The sequence below is a fragment of the Neoaquamicrobium sediminum genome (assembly GCF_013240295.1).
Classification (GTDB): Bacteria; Pseudomonadota; Alphaproteobacteria; order Rhizobiales; family Rhizobiaceae; genus Aerobium; species Aerobium sediminum.
Genome location: NZ_JABETK010000005.1, coordinates 58,645 through 74,908, shown reverse-complemented (window position 1 = coordinate 74,908; position 16,264 = coordinate 58,645). Strand labels below are relative to the sequence as shown.

The following is a 16,264-nucleotide window of genomic DNA, read 5'->3' as shown; positions in this document are numbered from 1 at the left end:
ACGACAATGGCCAACATCGGCACCTTCACCACGACCCGGAACGGCTTCACGGGTGCGATCAAAACTCTAACGCTCAACGTCAAGGCCCGCTTCGAGCGCGTCGAAAACCCTTCCGAGAACGGACCGCATTTCCGCATCTTCTCGGGTGCAGTTGAGCTAGGTGCGGCGTGGCAGAAACAGGCCAAGCAGACCGAACGCGACTACCTTTCGGTCAAGCTGGACGACCCGAGCTTCCCGGCTCCGATCTACGCCACCCTGATCGAGGTGGAAGGCCAGCAAGGCGTGCAGCTCATCTGGTCCCGCCCCAACGGCAACCGGGACTGACCAGGTCCCCAACGGCCCCGCCGAGACGGCGGGGCCATTTCTGCGTCGACGAACCGACGGCCGCCAGATTCGAGGCCAGTCGTCCACTTCACTCCCGCCTTCCTCTCCGCGAGGCATACGGGTCGAGATAGCCCCGGCGCCGCTTCCGGCGTTCGAGCCTCGTCATCGCATCGCCGGCCTCGGCGGGCGTGTCGAATGTTTCGATCATCGACTGGCCGCGCGTTCCGATCCGGCCCCAATCGCGCACGAGGGACGCTCCTCCAAACAATGTGGGCTGAACGGAAAGGCTGTAGAACCGGCGCATGTTCTGCGACGGGTCGATGCGGCGAAGATGAACCGGATGGAGTTCGTTCATGTCCGGAAGTCTCGCTCGACGCGAAGGCGTCGTCCAACGCATTTTCTGAATCGATCAAGGCTGATCGATTCATGCCGTTGATGCCGACAGCTCTTCGCGAACCGTTCTTGGCTAGGTCCGCTGAAATCGGTTCTGTCCGACGACCGAGATCATATCTTCTCGCCGGAACCAGATGGCGCGGCCGCATCTGAGTGGCGGATTGCCGGCCGTGAAGACGATCTGTTCATCGGCACGCATCTGCAGGACCTCCTCGGGCAGGATCAGCGGCCGCGCGGAGAGCTGCCGCGAGCGCGTTCGAGACGATCCCGACATGCGCGACGTCCGGCTGAGCTGCTCCACCTCGACCGTCGTGTTGCCGCAGCGCCGCGAGATGTAATCGGCGGTCTCCGGGTCATTGATTGCCGCAAACGAGATCCACGAGGCGGACTCGAACCATTTGCTCGATGCGTCCCGCCCACCATAGGTCTCACGCATCTGGCCAATGGACTGGAACAGGAGCAACAGGCTAATGCCGTATTTGCGGCCGGCGTCCCGAGCGGTTTCCAGGATGCGGAGATATCCCAGCCGTGCGACCTCATCGAGCAGGAACAGCGTACGGCCCTTCATCTCGCCACTCCGGTTATAGATTGCGTTGGCCAGGGCGCCGATGATGGTGCGCGCCAGGCCGGGATGCGCTTCGAGCGTCTTGAGATCGAGATTGAGGAACACGTCGGTGTCGCCGTCCGCCAGACCGTCGGTCGAGAAGCTGTTGCCCGATACCAGCGCGGCATAGTTCGGATAGGAAAGCCAATGCGTCTCCTTGACCGCATTGGCATAGACGCCGGAGAACGTCTCGGGCGTCATGGCGATGAAGGGGGCAACGTTCTCCTTGACGAACGCGGATTCGGAATTGTCGTAGATCAGCTGTAATCGCTCACGCAGCTTGGGCTCCGGCTCTGATAGGTTCGCTCGCATCTGCCGCAGATGCTGGTATTCCTTTTCCGTATGTCCCGACAGGCACACATCGGCGATCAGAACGGTAATGAGCTGGAGCGCGGACGCCCGAAAGAAGTCGTCGCGGATCGAAGCCTGGCGGGCCGTGTCGGTCACGACCCAGGTGGCGACGGCCACCACGTCCTCCTCCTTTGTTCCGCCGAACCGCCCAATCCAGTCAAGCACGTTGAACCCGGTGCCCGGCTCCTTCGGGTCGAGGACGAAGACCGATCGGCCGGCCTTGCGCCGGTGCCCGATCACCATCGGCGACCTCGTTTGATGGATCGAGCGCGACGAGCCCTCCACCCCATTTGAGCGCCGTCGGAACGGTGACCGAGGTGGTCTTGAAGCCGCCCGACCCGGCGAAGACCAGCCCGTGCGAGGAGCCGAACGAACCGTCGAAGCACAGCAGCGGCGACTTTCCCCCAGCACCCCATGTCTCGCGGCCGTCAGCGCGGAAACCGCGCTCGCCGCCCGCTCGTCTGTCGACGCGGCAGGCCTCGCCGACCACGATGCCGCCGGCCTCGGGAAAGAGGCGCCGGGCAGCAGAAATGGTCATCCACTCGCTCTCCCCATGAATGGCACGTTTGCCTCGGACCCGGCGGGGCGCAGCTGCCGCGAAGGCGGCATCGCCGCGCATGGCGACGCGCAAACCAAAGACGCCGGCGACCGCCGCGACGACCGCCCCCGTCAACGTGGCGGGATCGGTGTATTCGATAATAGATGTGCCTGGCGGCACCGTTGCGGCGAATGCGGCGAGCCGGCCGATCTCGCGGACCGCGGCGATTGTGATCACCACCAGCGTGCCGGCGACGACCCCCAGCCCGCAAGGGGGATCGAGATCGCGCCCCTGGCCGCAAAGAGAAAGACGACGCCGGCCCCGCCTGCGACCGCGTAGGGCAGCGCGATGCCGATCCGGTCAAGCATCAGGCGCGCGTCCGGCGTGCGGGCGAAGCTTGCGAGCCAGTGCTCCATCCCTGTCAGGGCGAGGCAAGCCCCCGCCATGACGATGACCGGGGCAGCGACCATGGCGAGCTTAGTCGGGCTCATCGGCGAACGCCTTCATCCCGATCGCCATCAGGCGCGATCGCTCGGTTTGGTCGCTCTTTATCCGGCTCGCGCCGTCGATGAGGAGGCCGAGCAGGAGAGCGCGCTTCTCGTAACGAAGCCCGGCCTTGGCGATCAGCCCGCCGAGTTGGATCTTCTCGCGCGCATCCTTCTTGCGCGCCTCTGACTGGCTTGCCTGTCGCATCCGCTCAAGCCTCGCCAGACGGCCCCTGAGCCGCGCCAGGCGCGGCCGGCGCCGACGCTGGCCTGGCCGCCCGTCCGCTCCCCTTGCGAAACCGGACCGCGACTTCCTCGAGAGCGGACACGAGCGCGCGCTCCTCAACCTCGATATCGCCGAGACCGGCCTTGAGCGCGAGCCGTCCGATGCGCTCGGCTTCGCGCGTTTCAGCCTGCTTGAGCTGCTCCTGCAGCTTGGCGATTTCTTCCCTGATCTTCGATGACGGCTTCTTCATTCCGGTAGCTTTCCTTCTCGACCATTCGCTTTGTGGCGATGGCGAGGATCGGCCGGGATCGCGCGCAGCGCGACCCGGCAGAAGTGACGGGTCGGCGAAGCCGACGCTTTGAGAGATCATCCCGGCGTTCCGAAGGAATGCCTCCAAGGGCGCAGTAATACGTCGCTGACGCGACGTTGAGCGCCCGGACCCGTCCGGGAAGAGGCGTGGCCTGCGGAACAATGTCGTTCAACTGCCGGGATCGCTGTCACCGTGGCCATCACACACTTCACGCCCCAGATCATCGGCCGCGCTGACGGGCGTAGCGCCGTCCTGTCGGCCGCCTACCGCCACTGCGCGAAGATGGAACATGCGGCCGAGGCCAGGACCGTCGACTATTCGGGCAAGCGCAATCTCGCACACGAGGAGTTCCTGCTTCCCGTCGATGCGCCGAAATGGGCGCGTGAGATGATCGCCGACCGCTCGGTCGCGGGCGCCGCCGAAGCATTTTGGAACAAGGTCGAGGCCTTCGAAAAGCGCGCCGACGCGCAATTCGCCAAGGAATTCATCGTCGCCCTGCCGATGGAACTGTCGAAGGCGCAGAACATCGCGTTGGTGCGCCAGTTCGTCCACGAGCAGGTGCTCGGCCGCGGGCAGGTTGCCGACTGGGTCTATCACGACGATCCGGGCAATCCGCATGTCCATCTGATGACGACGCTGCGCCCGCTCACGGAGAGCGGCTTCGGGGCCAAGAAGGTCGCCGTGATCGGTGCTGACGGCCAGACGGTCCGCACGAAGACCGGCAAGATCCAGTATCGTCTCTGGGCCGGCGAGAAGGCCGAGTTCCTCGAGCAGCGGCAACGTTGGCTCGATCTTCAGAACCAGCACCTCGCGTTCGGCGGCTTTGAGATCCGCGTCGACGGGCGATCCTATGCGGAGCGCGGCATCGACCTCGTGCCCACGACCCATATCGGCCCGGGCGCAAAGGCGATCGAGCGCAGGGCGATGCGCGAGGGCAGGGACACCAGGCTCGAACGCCTCGCATCGCATGCGGCTGCGCGTGCGGTGAACGCCGAGCGCATTCAGGCCCGGCCGGAAATCGTGCTCGATCTCGTCAGCCGCGAAAAGAGCGTGTTCGACGAGCGCGACATCGCCAAGGTTCTGCACCGCTATGTCGACGATCCCGGCGCCTTCCAGCAGCTTCTGGCGCGGATCGTTCAAAGCCCGGATTGCCTTCGTCTCGAATCCGGGACGGTCGACTTTGCGACGGGCGCGCGCTTGCCGGACAAGCTCACCACGCGCGAGCTGATCCGCCTTGAAGCGGAGATGGTATCCCGCGCGTCCGCGCTCGTGAAGGCGAAGGGGTTCGGCGTCCGGAAGAAGATTGTTGCCGACGTGTTCGCGCGTCACGACCGTCTTTCAGACGAGCAGCGCACGGCCATCGAGCACGCGACCTCCGGCGCGCGGATTGCCACCGTTGTCGGCCGCGCCGGCGCCGGCAAGACGACGATGATGCGCGCGGCGCGCGAGGCATGGGAGGCGGCAGGCTACACGGTGGTCGGCGGCGCGCTTGCCGGCAAGGCGGCCGAGGGCCTTGAGACGGAAGCCGGAATCCCGTCCCGCACCCTGGCATCCTGGGAGCTGCGCTGGAACGAGGCGCGCAACCGCCTCGACAGAAAGACGATCTTCGTCATGGACGAGGCCGGCATGGTCGCCTCGAAGCAGATGGCGACATTCGTCGAGGCGGTCTCGAAGGCTGGCGCCAAGCTGGTGCTTGTCGGCGACGCCGAGCAGCTCCAACCGATCGAGGCGGGAGCGGCCTTCCGCGCCATCGTCGAGCGCACCGGCTATGCCGAGCTCGAGACGATCTACCGCCAGAAAGATGCCTGGATGCGCACCGCCTCGGTCGATCTGGCGCGCGGCAATGTGACGGCTGCGCTCTCGGCCTATGGGGGCCGCGGCATGGTGATCGGGGAAAAGCTGAAGGCCCAGGCGGTCGACAGCCTGATTGCATCCTGGAACGGTGAATATGATCCCGAAAAGTCCACACTCATCCTGGCCCATCTGCGTCGCGATGTGCGCGAACTCAACCGGCTCGCCCGCGAAAAGCTGGTCGAGCGCGGCATTGTCGGCGAGGGCCACGCGTTTCAGACGGAAGAGGGGACACGGCATTTCGATGCTGGCGACCAGATCGTGTTTCTCAGGAATGAGGGCGCGCTCGGCGTCAAGAATGGCATGATCGGCAGGGTGGTCGAAGCCGGACCCGGCAGGATCGTCGCCGAGACCGGCGAAGGGGAGGGGAAGCACCGCATTGAGGTCGAGGAGCGCTTTTATCGCAATCTCGATCTTGGCTATGCCACCACGATCCACAAAAGCCAGGGCGCGACCGTCGATCGCGTCAAGGTGCTCGCCTCGCTCTCGCTGGACCGGCATCTGACATATGTCGCGATGACCCGGCACAGGGAGGATCTCCAGCTTTTTTATGGCGAGCGGTCGTTCCAGATCGCGGGCGGCCTCGACACGCTCCTGTCGCGGCGCAACGCCAAGGAAACCACTCTCGATTATGCCGCCGGACGCTTCTACCGGCACGCGCTCAGCTTCGCCAACAGCCGCGGACTTCATCTCATGCGCGTCGCCCGCACACTCGCCCGCGACCGGCTGGACTGGACGCTGCGCCAGAAGCGGCGCCTTGCCGATCTTGGCCGAAAGTTTCGCGCCGTCGGCACCCGCATCGGCCTCTTCGACACCACCCTGTCCGCCGTCCAATCGAAAAAGGAGGCCGAGCCGATGGTCAAGGGCGTCACCACATTCGCCAAATCCATTACCGACGTCGCGGCCGAGAGGGTCCACGCAGAAAAGGAGGTTGCCAGACAGTGGGAGGAGGTCTCCGACCGGTTCCGTCTGGTCTTTTCCGATCCGGAGGCGGCGTTTCGCGCCATTCGCTTCGATGCCGTCCTCGCCGACCCTGCAGTTGCTTCGGAGCGTCTAGGACAGCTTGCGCGTGAGCCCGCCTCTATCGGCGCGTTGCGCGGCCGTGAAGGGATTCTGGCAAGCCGCGCGGAACGGCAGGCGCGGCAGGAGGCCGAGGCGAACGTGCCGGCACTCGGGCGCGAGATCGAACGTTACCTGCGTTTGCGCGAGGCGGCCACGCGCAGGCTCGAGGTCGATGAAACGGCGCTGCGCCGTCGCGCCTCGATCGACATTCCCGCGCTTTCACCTGCTGCGCACGCCGTGCTCGAAAAGGTGCGCGACGCGATCGACCGCAATGATCTTTCGGCAACACTCGGGTTCGCGCTGGCCGACCGCATGGCCAGGGCCGAAATCGATGGCTTCAACAAGGCCGTGTCCGAGCGGTTCGGGGAACGCACCTTGCTCTCGAACGGCGCGCGCGACACCAACGGCGCCGTGTTCAGGAAGGAAGCCCTCGGCGTGCCCGCGGCCGATCGCGAAAAGCTCGCTGCGGCCTGGCCGATCATGCGCACAGGCCAGCAGCTCGCCGCCCACGAGCGCACCATGAAGGCGCTCAAGGAGACCGAGGCGCTGCGACAGAGCCAGCGTCAGTCCCAGGTTCTCAAATGACCCGCAGGCGTCGCGCGCTCACCATTCTCGGGATCGGTGCCGCTGCCGTGACCGGCCTGCTCGCCCTCGGCTACGTAGGCGGCCTGCGCATCAATCTTACCCCAAGCTACCCGCTCGGGATCTGGCGGATCGTGCCGCTCGACCGCAAGGTTGCCGTCGGCGATCTCGTCATGATCTGCCCGCCGCCAACGTCCGCGTTCACGCTCGCGCGGCAGCGAGGATATCTGCGGTTGGGGCTCTGTCCAGGATGGCTGAGTCCGCTGATCAAGACGGTTGCTGCGACGCAGGGACAGCGCGTGGAGATCGCCGGCGCGGTGAGCGTTGATGACTTACCGCTCGCCAACTCCAAGATGCGCGCGGCGGACGCTGAGGGCAGGGGGCTCATTCCCTTCGCCGGCGGCATCGTGCCGTCTGGTCACATCTTTCTTCACTCTGATTTCGCAGGTTCCTATGACTCGAGATATTTCGGGCCGATCCCGGCCGCCGGTGTCCTCGGCGTGGCCCGTCCCATCCTCACCATTCACCGCTGACGCCGTGAAGACTGTCGGTCTCACGATGCTTGCCGTTGCCGCCGGAGCAATCGGTTGGAGCGGCAATCCCCTCACCCTCCCGCTCGCCTTCGTGTTCCCCGCCCTGTGGGCAAATGCTCCCTCCCGGATCGCGGCCGGCATTGTATCCGCGGGATATTTCCTTGCGGCCTCGCGCGGTCTGCCACAGGGCGTTGTCAATTACTTTGGCAGCGGGATCGCCGAAGGCCTCGCACTCTGGCTCGGCGCATCGCTCGCCTTCGTCGTCGTGCATGCGGTGCTATGGACATCGCGGCCGGGGAGGGGACGGACCCTGCGATATGCCACCGCGGCGCTCCTCTTGAGCGTGCCGCCTTTCGGCATCGTGGGTTGGGCGCATCCGATCACGGCCGCCGGCATCGTCTTCCCGGGCTGGGGGTGGTGGGGACTTGGAGCGGCAGCGATCGGCCTCCTCGCCATGACCACGAAGGTCTGGTCGATCGCAACGCTCGTCTTGGGAGGAGCGTTTGCATGGTCCGCCGCAGTGTGGACAGATCCCAGCGTGCCCGACGGCTGGATCGGTGTCGACACGGAATTCGGGGGCGAGCGTGGCAAATATACGGGGTTGTTTCAGCATCGTGAGACCATCGCCGCGGTGAAGGCAGCGGCGGCGCAAGGTTACAAGGTCGTGGTGTTGCCCGAAGGCGCCGCAGGCATCTGGACGCCGACCGTTGAACGCCTATGGGTCAATGAGATCAAAGTACTCGACGTCGTCGTAATTGCTGGAGCGATCCTGGTCGACCGGCAGGGCTACGATAACGTGATGGTAGAGATCTCGGGTGAGGGAGCGCCCATCCTCTACCGTCAGAGAATGCCGGTACCGGTCTCAATGTGGCAGCCCTGGCTGGCGTTGGTCGGTGAAACCGGTGGTGCGCGAGCGAATTTCTTCGCAAATCCGATCGTTGAATTCGGTGGCGCACGGGTCGCCCCATTGATCTGCTACGAGCAGCTCATTGTATGGCCCCTTCTGCAATCGGCACTCTACGTGCCCGACATCGTTGTGGCGACGGGAAACGGCTGGTGGACACACGGTACCAGCATCGTCGCTATTCAGAAGTCCGCGACCATTGCCTGGGCACGACTCTTTGATCTTCCACTTATCATGGCGTTAAACATCTGAGATGAGCAGATGACGGGCCGGGCTGTGCAGTTAGCGTCAAGGGACCGGAAGCCGTATGGCGCGAACCAAGCTCAAATGCGGAAGTACAGCCCGATCACGAGAGCATTTGCGAAGGCCTCGGATCTGATTACGCATATTCCTTGATTTTCTGCAGTCATTGTGCCTCTAAAAGATGATGGGAAAAGTCATCTTTATTCGGCCCAATTACCAACCTATTCAACCCAAAGTACGTCTCCTCGACGCGCCGATCTAGAGCCGCCACCATAACAACCCGAGCGTCATGATGTTGGCGACCTGCACGGCAAAGCTCGGCGCCATGTCGTCGGGGCGTGCGCCAGGTCTTGAATGTGACCGACGATGGAAGGCGGCCGGCGGCCACCGGAACGCGAGCGGATCGGCCGCCCGAACGGCGGCTGGCCGTGGGCCCCGCATAGAATTCATCACCGGGCAGGAATGTCGCCTGGTCCGGTCTTCCCTGATCGACGATCAGCGGTCGTACGCACTACAGCACAGCAGAAAAGGCGTTGAGCATGAACCGACGAGATCGAAATTCCGATGATCTGGAACTGTTCGAACTGCTCGAAAAGCTTGGAGAGCTAACCGACGCGACTGGGATTCCCGAACTCTTGGGTAGGCTGCTCGACATCTATGGGCTGAAGACGGTGGCCTATCTGGGCTCTGGAGTGACTGCACAGCCTGGACAATCCCCCTATCTCGCAGTGACCTATTCGAACGAATGGGTTGATCACTACAAGGCCCAGCGCTTCGTCGATATCGATCCGACCGTGCAGATCGGTATGCGCCGTATGCTGCCCATCGACTGGGACGAGCTCGATCGGGCAGACGAGGACGTTCGCCGCCTGTTTGGGGAGGCAAAGGAGTTCGGCCTCGGCCGTCGTGGCATCTCCCTGCCCGTCCACGGCCAGCACGGTGATAGAGCGCTGGTCTCGATCACGAGCGACGCCAGCGATCGCGACTGGCGGTACCTCCGACTCCACTACATGCGAGACTTCCAAATGCTGGCGCTTCATATGCACCAGGCGATTCTGCGGTTGGAGGGGAAGACCGTGGAGCAGGCCAGGCTGTCCCCGCGCGAGCGAGAGTGCCTGTTGTGGGTAGCCGAGGGAAAGACGGCGTGGGAGACCGCCGTTATCCTCGGCCTGTCGGAGCACACCGTGCGCTGCTATCTTGAGAGCGCCCGCCACAAGCTTGGTGCCGCCAACAACACCCATGCGGTGAACAAAGCCGGCAAGGTTGGTCTACTCACTCAGCTTCCGTAAATCCGGCAGATACACCGGATTCCGGGGCCTTCTAATGGGGTCTAGTTGCTTCAGCGTTTTCAACAAACGCAAGGAGCAACACCATGATCACAATCGTCGAAGGTGCGGAGCGCGACCGTCACCCCGCCTTAATCGATGAGATGTTTCGGATGCGGGCGGCAGTGTTCGCCGACCGGCTCGAATGGGACGTCTCCGTCACCAATGGGAGGGAGGTCGACCGTTTCGACGCAGAAGATCCCCTCTACCTGCTTTCGCTCGACGACCGGACCGGAGCGCTCCAAGGAGCGGTGCGGTTGCTACCGACCACCGGGCCAAACATGTTGCGTGACGTCTTCCCGGTTCTTGTGCCAGGCGGTGCCCCGGCGAGCCCCCTCATCTGGGAGAGTTCCCGGTTCGCGGTGAACCCTGCCGCGTTCAACGCGTACGAGCGCGCTGAAGCGAACCACGTGGTCAATCGCACGACAATCGAGCTTCTGTGCGGCATCGTTGAAGTCTGCCAGCGCGCCGGCATCGAGCACGTCGTGTCGGTCTTCGACGCGCGAATGGCGCGAATCTTTCGCACCATCGATTGCGCCTTCGAGGTGATCGGAGCCCCGACCCGCATCGGCAGGACGATGACCTATGCCGGCATATTCGACATGTCAGACGCCATGCGAGAGCGTCTGGGGGAAGCCGGCAGGCTTCTTGCGCCGGTTCTGGCCCCTGTGGATCCGCGGCAGACCCCGGCCCCCGCATCGTCTGATTGACCATCGCTTTTGTCACATGGTTATCTGGTCTGGACGATAACCATGTCCTATAAGGGCCCTGAGGCGGTACGCGCTGCCTTGGGGCTTAGAAACCCCACCACAGAGCAGGTGTCGGCTGATGCGACACCAAGGATCCTCTGGCCACGGCCGGGGCCTGCGACGCATGTCCAGGCACTCGTGCTAAAGGTCGCAGGGACCGTCTGTGGCGGTTTTCTAACCCCCGGCTTGGGGTCATGGTCTTTATAGTTTGCGGGGGCGCACCGCGAACCAAGCCGCAGGGATTGAATGCGAACAAAACCAGACGTCGACATCGGACCCGGCCAGGCTGCGACATCCAGTGTCATCAACGCCCTCCTGGCCGAGCTGAGTGAGAAAGAGCTGGCACAGGTGGCCGTCGCGGTCATTCGGGAGAACAGGAGCCGGTTGCAGAAGGCCCAGGAGCTGTTCGAGGAGGTCAGCCAGCTTGACGCCGCTGGTTCGAGAGACGAGCATCTGGGGCAACTGAGGCACGACTACCGGATCGCCATGCTCAACCTTCATGCGCAGCATCAGGTCGTGAGCCTGGTCGTCGAGCGCCTCGGGTTCGTGCCCGAGGTCGATGGACAACGCCCCGTGCTCAATTAGCTGGGACTATCGGAATTAGATCAGTCCGATGCGTGTGGCGATCGTGCCTGCCTGCCGATTATTCGCTGCCCCGAGCTTGTTTGTCGCCTCGTCGATATAGGACCGCACCGAGCGATACGAGATGTCCAGCATGAGTGCGATGTCGGCCATCGACATCCCCTCTGCGAACCAGCGCAGGCACTCTGCCTCGCGCGGCGACAAGCGAATGCCGGAGGCAAGCGATGCGTCGCCGCTTGCGCCTCCCAGCCGGGAGTGCACAAAGGCGACCGAAACCGCCGCGGTGACCGGATCGATGTCCTCGCTCAGCTTCGATACAGGCCTCCCGCTCGCGAGCGTGAACACCATGCGGTCCCTGAATCCTACGGGAATCGAGATCGAGATCCCGGACCTGATGCCGAACCGGTCGGCCTCGACGAAGAACTTGATTACATCCCGCCGACCATTGCGCCTCGCCTCACCGGCCGACCACGAAAACAGCGGCGGTCCGTGCTTTGCTTTGGTCACGACCGGATCGACCCGGATGAACTCCCGTTGCACATAGAGCTCCTGCCAGGCGCGCGGATAGTTGGAGACGGCGAAGCTCTCCGGTCCGCGAAGGTAGAGGTAGGCGTAGAAGTCGAACCCGGTATCGTCCGCGAAGTCTCGCAACGAACGGCGGGCTGCACGCTCGTCAAGCGGCAGCGAAAGCCTGTCGATGAGTTTGAGCAGATTGGCGTTCAATGGTGGGCGGGTCCAATGGCAAGCCCCGCGACAGAAGGCGACCCTTCTGCACGGAGCGTTAAAAACGAAATGGGTCATCGCTACCGATAGGACCCGGGGAAGACGATGTCCTGGTCGACCAGGACGTTGAACCGGTAACCCGGGCGGATCTCCAGTGTCGGCTGGACGTTGAGGTTGCGCGAGACCGTCTGCTCGGAGATCTGCCCGAAGGTTTCGGCGAAGGAGCGCCTGGCGGCGTCCTCGGCACTGTTGGCCGTGCCGAAGCTGTTGCGATCCTGCGGCAGCATCATTTCGGTCCCGGCGCCGATAAGAGCGACGAGGATCGCCGAGCCGAACGTGCGCAAATAGTGGTTGTCCACCTGGTCCCGGAATCCGCCATAGCCAGCTGAATCGGTCCCCGCCATCCCGCCGATCTGCAGTGTCGATCCGTTCGGAAAGATGAGGTCGGTCCAGATGACGAGCACGCCGTCCTGCCCGAATGTGACCTCGGAATCGTAGCGGCCGAAGAGTTTCGATCCCTGCGGGATGAGAAGGTGCCGGCCCGTCGCGCTGTCATAGACATTCTGCGAGACCTGAGCCGTGATCCGCCCGGGAAGGTCCGAGTTGATACCCGTGATGAGCGTTGCCGGGATCACCGACCCGCGCTTGAGCTCATAGGGCGAGATCTGCCCGATGACCGGATTGGGAAGGTATCCCAGATCCCGGATGTCCTGATTGAAGAAGCGCTCCTTGGCCGCCTGCCCGTTCGCGTCCGCGGCGCCACCAACGCCCGCCTCCATGGCGGCGGCGTAGAGATCGAGCGCGGTCTGCGGCCGCGTTGTCGACGATTGCGGTTGGCCAGGCGCCGCGGTCGTGCCGTCGTTCGTCACAGCCGAAAGGTCGCCTAGCGAAACGGCTATCGGGGAATCGAACGCCGCGTCATTGGCTTGATAGCGCGCCATGCGCTGACGGTGCAGCTCGCGCATGAGCTGTTCTTCTTGCTCTCGTTCGAGGCGGGCGCGCCATGCCTCTTCCGGCTCCAGAGCCGTCCGTTGCTGTTCGGCCGTGGGGGCATCCGGTGGCTCCGGCATGAACGGGTTTTCCTCCGGCTCCGCCGGCTCGACGGGAATCGGTAGCGGCTGCGGTTGCACCGGTTCGCCGATGATGCCGTCCGGCACGCCCTCCTTGAGCTGGTCGGCATGGGTCGAGGCCGGACGGGAGCCAGGTGTGAACGCTGCATTGTCATCGCCCAGGCGAAGACCGCGCGAGGACAGCCCATAGAAGATCACGGCAAGGAAAAGCACCACCAGCACAATCGCGACGACGATCGGCAGGCGATTGAGGCGCCGGATTCTCGGCCCGCCAGCGAGATCGGAGCCGCCGAGCCTGAGACTCTCGGTCATGACGGCTCCCTTCCATCGCGCTGCATCATCGACAGCGGCGAGATCGGCGTCGCCCCCTCCCCGCCCATCTGGTACATGCGTGTGAGGTCGAGCGCGTGAGTCGACAACCGGACCAGGATGCTGCCCTCGAACGTGTCCACGACATAGGCGAGGGCAACGGTAGTCGCCTCCTCCGTCGCCTGGTCCGTGGCGACGGCATAGCCCCATTCCCTGAGCGAAGACTCCAGCGCCTCGCCGAATATGGAGCCGTCCGGCTCAAGCTGGATCGTCGTCGTGCCTGGACCGACCTGCTCGGCAAACCGCCCGATCATATCCCCAGCGATCGCGGACGCCGCCTCCGGGGTGAGCTGCGCGGTTGCCGAACTCGTGACCAGACCCGCACCGCCCAGTGTCTGGCACCCGGCCAGCAGTGCGGCGCACAGCACGAAAACCACCAGGCGAGGTTGGAAAATCGAGCGGTGCATTCCCTACCCTCCCCGCCTGATCGTGATTTTCTCCTGAGAGCGTCCGACGCCCGAGACGAGGATCGCTCTGTCGATGTAATAGTCGACCACCATCATGGTGCCGTTCATGCGGTAGTTGACGATCCGGTTCTCGCCGCCGGAAACCACGAACAGCACCGGCGCATCCTGGCCCGACAGCGACGAGGGGAACTGGATGTAGGTTTTCTGGCCGTCGCTGTAGATGCGGGTCGGCCGCCATCTCGCCGTTCCGCTCACACGAAACGAGAAATTGAGCTGCTCCGCCGGCACGCCGGCGCCGGGCACGATGCTCGCCTCCATGCGCGAGGCAATCTCGGCGAAGCGCGCATTGACGTCTTCGGGATAGTCGAACCCGACCCGCGCCATATAGTTCGAGTGATGGGACTTGAGCTGGATGTGGTAGGTGCGCCGCGAGGTTGTCACCACCATTGAGGTGACGAGGCCGGTTTCCGAAGGCTTGACGATCAGATGCACCGCCTGGCCGCCCGGCGCACCCGACGTCGCCGGCTCGACCTTCCAGCGCACGGTGTCGCCAAGCAGCACGTCGCGCACGATCTCGCCCGGCTGGAGTTCGATGTCGCACACCTGAAGCGGCGAGCAGACCACCGATGGCTGAACCTGGCCGAAGAGGAAGATGACCTTACCGTCGGGGCCGCGCGTCACGCCCCCTGCCCTTGCTGCCACTGGCCGGAAATGCTCGTGCCGCGCTGCTCGTTGACACTCAGGGGCTGCGCCAGGGCCGGCGCTGCAATCGTCGAGAGAACAAGTCCGGTGCAAAATGCTGCGCTCCGGAATTTGGAAAAATTCATGAAAGGGATCCTCCGGGCACTCACAGCTGCGCCGTCCAGTCGAAATCTTTGAGGTAAAGGCCGATCGGGTTGAGGCGGATGACCGCCTCGTCCTGGGGCGGTGTCAATGTGACCGTGGCGACGCCCCGAAACCGCTTTACGTCCTGCTCCCTGCCCTGCCGGTCGCGCTCATATTCCGTCCAGTCGACCTGGTAGCTCTGGTTGGAGAGCGGCACGATGTTCGTGACCTCGACAGCAACCGTCATCGTGCGGGCGCGCTCGAACGGAGAGTTGCCTCGGAACCAGGCGTTGACCTTCTCGGTCGCCGGATCGGACGTGCGCAAATGGGCATAGGTGCGGTCGACATATTGCTTCTGCACCACGGCATCGGGCGTGACCGAACGGAAATTGCTGACGAAGCTGCCGAGCGTGGCACGCACCACGCGCGGGTCGGCATATTCGATCTGTTGCGGGAAGCCGGCGCTCGCGGCCGTGCCGAGCCGATCGACTTCCACGATATAGGGGACCAGCTGCACCTGCGTGCTCTGATAGAGCGCATAGGAGAAGCCGATCACCGCCATCAGCATCCCGGTCACGCCGACGATGCGCCACGAAGCGGCGGCTTTCACATATGACCCGTAACGCTCGTTCCATTCCTGGCGTGCGGCAAGGTAGGGATTTTCCGGTGGGCTCTTTGCGGCCATGGTCTACGTCACGCCTTGTCGTCTGCTGATTTTCTGGTGGTGGGGCGGCCCTGGCTCTGGTCGAGCTTGGAATTGGCAAGGCCGAGTGTGGATGCGCCCCAGGTGCCCGGAACGCCGATTGCCTTGTCCCGGCCGGCCGAAGCGAGCGCGGAGCCGGCAGCGCTCGCGCCGCTGGTCATGCCCTTGAGTGCGGCCGCCCCGAACGAACTGCCGGCCGCCCGTGCATCGGAATAGGCCGAGGCCCCTGCCCTCGCCCCGCCCCAGGCCAGCGCGGCGCTGCCGGCGGCCATGGTTGCGGCCTGGCCGCCGTGACGGATCGTCTCCATGCCGCCGGTCACCGATACCCCCTGCACGACGCCCTGGACGATGTTGGGCACATACATGGCGATGACGAACACCACGACGGAAATGCCGCCGATGGCCAGGGTGGACAGAAACTCGTCGGCGCCAGAGGGGAGTTGGCGAGATCGATGAGGACTTCAGAACCGATGCGCGCGATCATCACCAGCGCCATCAGCTTCATGCCGACCGAGAACGCATAGACGAGATACCGGACGGCGAAGTCCTTGGTGAAGCTCGAGCCGCCGAGACCCAGCATGATCATGCCGGCAAGCAGGCCGACATACATCTCGGCCATGACGGCCACGAAAATCGCGGCCACCAGGCTGAAGGCGATGACGACGATCACCATGGCGAACACCGCCGCGATCGCGAGCGCATTGTCCTCGAACAGCCCGAACTGCGCCTTCTCCGACATCTGGCTCGCGACCTGCAGGCCGGCGTTGAAGACGTTCGCTGGCGATGCCGAGCCGCCCCCTGCGCCGATCTGGAAGAGGCTGTCGACCATTGCGCGTGCGAAGTCCGGCCCCTGCTCGAGGATGAAGACGAACAGGCCTATGAACATGATGCGCCGCACCAACTCGGCGAACCACGTGTCGAGCGACGCGGCGCCGAGCGCCAGCCAGACAGCCGCAATGCCAACTTCGATGCCGGCAAGGATCCAGAACAGCGAGCGCGCCGCCTGCATGACGGTCGTCTCCCAGCCCTGCGCGGCGTCCGCGACCTCGTTTTCCAGCGTCGTGAGAAGCGAGCCATCCTGTGCGAGGGCGGGCTGGAGAAAAAC

14 protein-coding genes and 3 pseudogenes are annotated in these 16,264 nt (G+C 64.2%); 7 read left to right on the top strand and 10 right to left on the bottom strand.

Annotated features, from left to right (window positions below; all coding sequences use genetic code 11):
* Positions 1–6: 6 nt before the first annotated feature.
* Positions 7–324: a DUF736 domain-containing protein gene (locus tag HK436_RS28030; protein ID WP_173194914.1), complete on the top strand. Its 318-nt coding sequence runs from the start codon at positions 7–9 to the stop codon at positions 322–324.
* Positions 325–412: 88 nt separating this feature from the next.
* On the opposite strand, the gene HK436_RS28025 is transcribed toward HK436_RS28030, so the two are convergent.
* From HK436_RS28025 to traC, 4 genes and pseudogenes are all read right to left on the bottom strand, one after another.
* Complete coding sequence (locus HK436_RS28025; RefSeq protein WP_173194913.1) at positions 413–679, bottom strand: WGR domain-containing protein; 267 nt, start codon at positions 677–679, stop codon at positions 413–415.
* A gap of 111 nt (positions 680–790) precedes the next feature.
* Positions 791–2,701: pseudogene (traG, locus tag HK436_RS28020) on the bottom strand (Ti-type conjugative transfer system protein TraG).
* A complete protein-coding gene (traD, locus tag HK436_RS28015; protein ID WP_173194912.1) occupies positions 2,688–2,903 on the bottom strand; it encodes a type IV conjugative transfer system coupling protein TraD in 216 nt (71 codons plus the stop codon). Before traD ends, traG begins: the two are co-directional and overlap by 14 nt.
* A gap of 4 nt (positions 2,904–2,907) precedes the next feature.
* Complete coding sequence (gene traC / locus HK436_RS28010; RefSeq protein WP_173194911.1) at positions 2,908–3,171, bottom strand: conjugal transfer protein TraC; 264 nt, start codon at positions 3,169–3,171, stop codon at positions 2,908–2,910.
* 252 nt (positions 3,172–3,423) lie between these two features.
* Here traC and traA point away from each other — a divergent pair, with 252 nt between their 5' ends.
* From traA to HK436_RS27980, 6 genes are all read left to right on the top strand, one after another.
* Positions 3,424–6,729 (top strand): Ti-type conjugative transfer relaxase TraA, encoded by a 3,306-nt coding sequence (gene traA, locus HK436_RS28005; protein WP_173194910.1) that lies wholly within the window; start codon positions 3,424–3,426, stop codon positions 6,727–6,729.
* On the top strand, positions 6,726–7,259 hold the full coding sequence (gene traF, locus HK436_RS28000) for a conjugative transfer signal peptidase TraF (RefSeq protein ID WP_173194909.1): 534 nt from the start codon (positions 6,726–6,728) through the stop codon (positions 7,257–7,259). The genes traA and traF overlap by 4 nt, the downstream gene beginning before the upstream one ends.
* The gene (locus HK436_RS27995; protein WP_173194908.1) at positions 7,180–8,415 is read left to right on the top strand and encodes a conjugal transfer protein TraB; all 1,236 of its coding nucleotides are present in this window, start codon (positions 7,180–7,182) and stop codon (positions 8,413–8,415) included. The genes traF and HK436_RS27995 overlap by 80 nt, the downstream gene beginning before the upstream one ends.
* A gap of 530 nt (positions 8,416–8,945) precedes the next feature.
* Complete coding sequence (locus tag HK436_RS27990; RefSeq protein ID WP_173194907.1) at positions 8,946–9,695, top strand: LuxR family transcriptional regulator; 750 nt, start codon at positions 8,946–8,948, stop codon at positions 9,693–9,695.
* 83 nt (positions 9,696–9,778) lie between these two features.
* Positions 9,779–10,441: an acyl-homoserine-lactone synthase gene (locus tag HK436_RS27985; RefSeq protein WP_173194906.1), complete on the top strand. Its 663-nt coding sequence runs from the start codon at positions 9,779–9,781 to the stop codon at positions 10,439–10,441.
* A gap of 285 nt (positions 10,442–10,726) precedes the next feature.
* Positions 10,727–11,065: a transcriptional repressor TraM gene (locus tag HK436_RS27980; protein WP_173194905.1), complete on the top strand. Its 339-nt coding sequence runs from the start codon at positions 10,727–10,729 to the stop codon at positions 11,063–11,065.
* Between the two features lie 15 nt (positions 11,066–11,080).
* On the opposite strand, the gene HK436_RS27975 is transcribed toward HK436_RS27980, so the two are convergent.
* From HK436_RS27975 to trbL, 6 genes and pseudogenes are all read right to left on the bottom strand, one after another.
* Positions 11,081–11,785, bottom strand: coding sequence for an autoinducer binding domain-containing protein (locus HK436_RS27975; protein WP_173194904.1), 705 nt, complete (start codon positions 11,783–11,785; stop codon positions 11,081–11,083).
* Between the two features lie 80 nt (positions 11,786–11,865).
* Positions 11,866–13,167: an IncP-type conjugal transfer protein TrbI gene (trbI, locus tag HK436_RS27970; RefSeq protein ID WP_173194903.1), complete on the bottom strand. Its 1,302-nt coding sequence runs from the start codon at positions 13,165–13,167 to the stop codon at positions 11,866–11,868.
* Positions 13,164–13,631: a conjugal transfer protein TrbH gene (gene trbH / locus HK436_RS27965; protein WP_173194902.1), complete on the bottom strand. Its 468-nt coding sequence runs from the start codon at positions 13,629–13,631 to the stop codon at positions 13,164–13,166. Before trbH ends, trbI begins: the two co-directional genes overlap by 4 nt.
* Before the next feature lie 3 nt (positions 13,632–13,634).
* A pseudogene (gene trbG / locus HK436_RS27960) lies at positions 13,635–14,458 on the bottom strand (P-type conjugative transfer protein TrbG).
* 20 nt (positions 14,459–14,478) lie between these two features.
* The gene (locus HK436_RS27955; RefSeq protein WP_173194901.1) at positions 14,479–15,141 is read right to left on the bottom strand and encodes a conjugal transfer protein TrbF; all 663 of its coding nucleotides are present in this window, start codon (positions 15,139–15,141) and stop codon (positions 14,479–14,481) included.
* Positions 15,142–15,149: 8 nt separating this feature from the next.
* Positions 15,150–16,252 (bottom strand): annotated as a pseudogene (gene trbL / locus HK436_RS27950) (P-type conjugative transfer protein TrbL); the annotation flags it as partial.
* Positions 16,253–16,264: the final 12 nt, after the last annotated feature.

What these genes read in the sequence shown, in the direction of transcription:
- HK436_RS28030 (WP_173194914.1), top strand. Translation starts at nt 7, where the DNA reads ATGGCCAACATCGGCACCTTCACCACGACCCGGAACGGCTTCACGGGT.
- HK436_RS28025 (WP_173194913.1), bottom strand. Translation starts at nt 679, where the DNA reads ATGAACGAACTCCATCCGGTTCATCTTCGCCGCATCGACCCGTCGCAG.
- traD (WP_173194912.1), bottom strand. Translation starts at nt 2,903, where the DNA reads ATGCGACAGGCAAGCCAGTCAGAGGCGCGCAAGAAGGATGCGCGCGAG.
- traC (WP_173194911.1), bottom strand. Translation starts at nt 3,171, where the DNA reads ATGAAGAAGCCGTCATCGAAGATCAGGGAAGAAATCGCCAAGCTGCAG.
- traF (WP_173194909.1), top strand. Translation starts at nt 6,726, where the DNA reads ATGACCCGCAGGCGTCGCGCGCTCACCATTCTCGGGATCGGTGCCGCT.
- HK436_RS27995 (WP_173194908.1), top strand. Translation starts at nt 7,180, where the DNA reads ATGACTCGAGATATTTCGGGCCGATCCCGGCCGCCGGTGTCCTCGGCG.
- HK436_RS27990 (WP_173194907.1), top strand. Translation starts at nt 8,946, where the DNA reads ATGAACCGACGAGATCGAAATTCCGATGATCTGGAACTGTTCGAACTG.
- HK436_RS27985 (WP_173194906.1), top strand. Translation starts at nt 9,779, where the DNA reads ATGATCACAATCGTCGAAGGTGCGGAGCGCGACCGTCACCCCGCCTTA.
- HK436_RS27980 (WP_173194905.1), top strand. Translation starts at nt 10,727, where the DNA reads ATGCGAACAAAACCAGACGTCGACATCGGACCCGGCCAGGCTGCGACA.
- trbI (WP_173194903.1), bottom strand. Translation starts at nt 13,167, where the DNA reads ATGACCGAGAGTCTCAGGCTCGGCGGCTCCGATCTCGCTGGCGGGCCG.
- trbH (WP_173194902.1), bottom strand. Translation starts at nt 13,631, where the DNA reads ATGCACCGCTCGATTTTCCAACCTCGCCTGGTGGTTTTCGTGCTGTGC.
- HK436_RS27955 (WP_173194901.1), bottom strand. Translation starts at nt 15,141, where the DNA reads ATGGCCGCAAAGAGCCCACCGGAAAATCCCTACCTTGCCGCACGCCAG.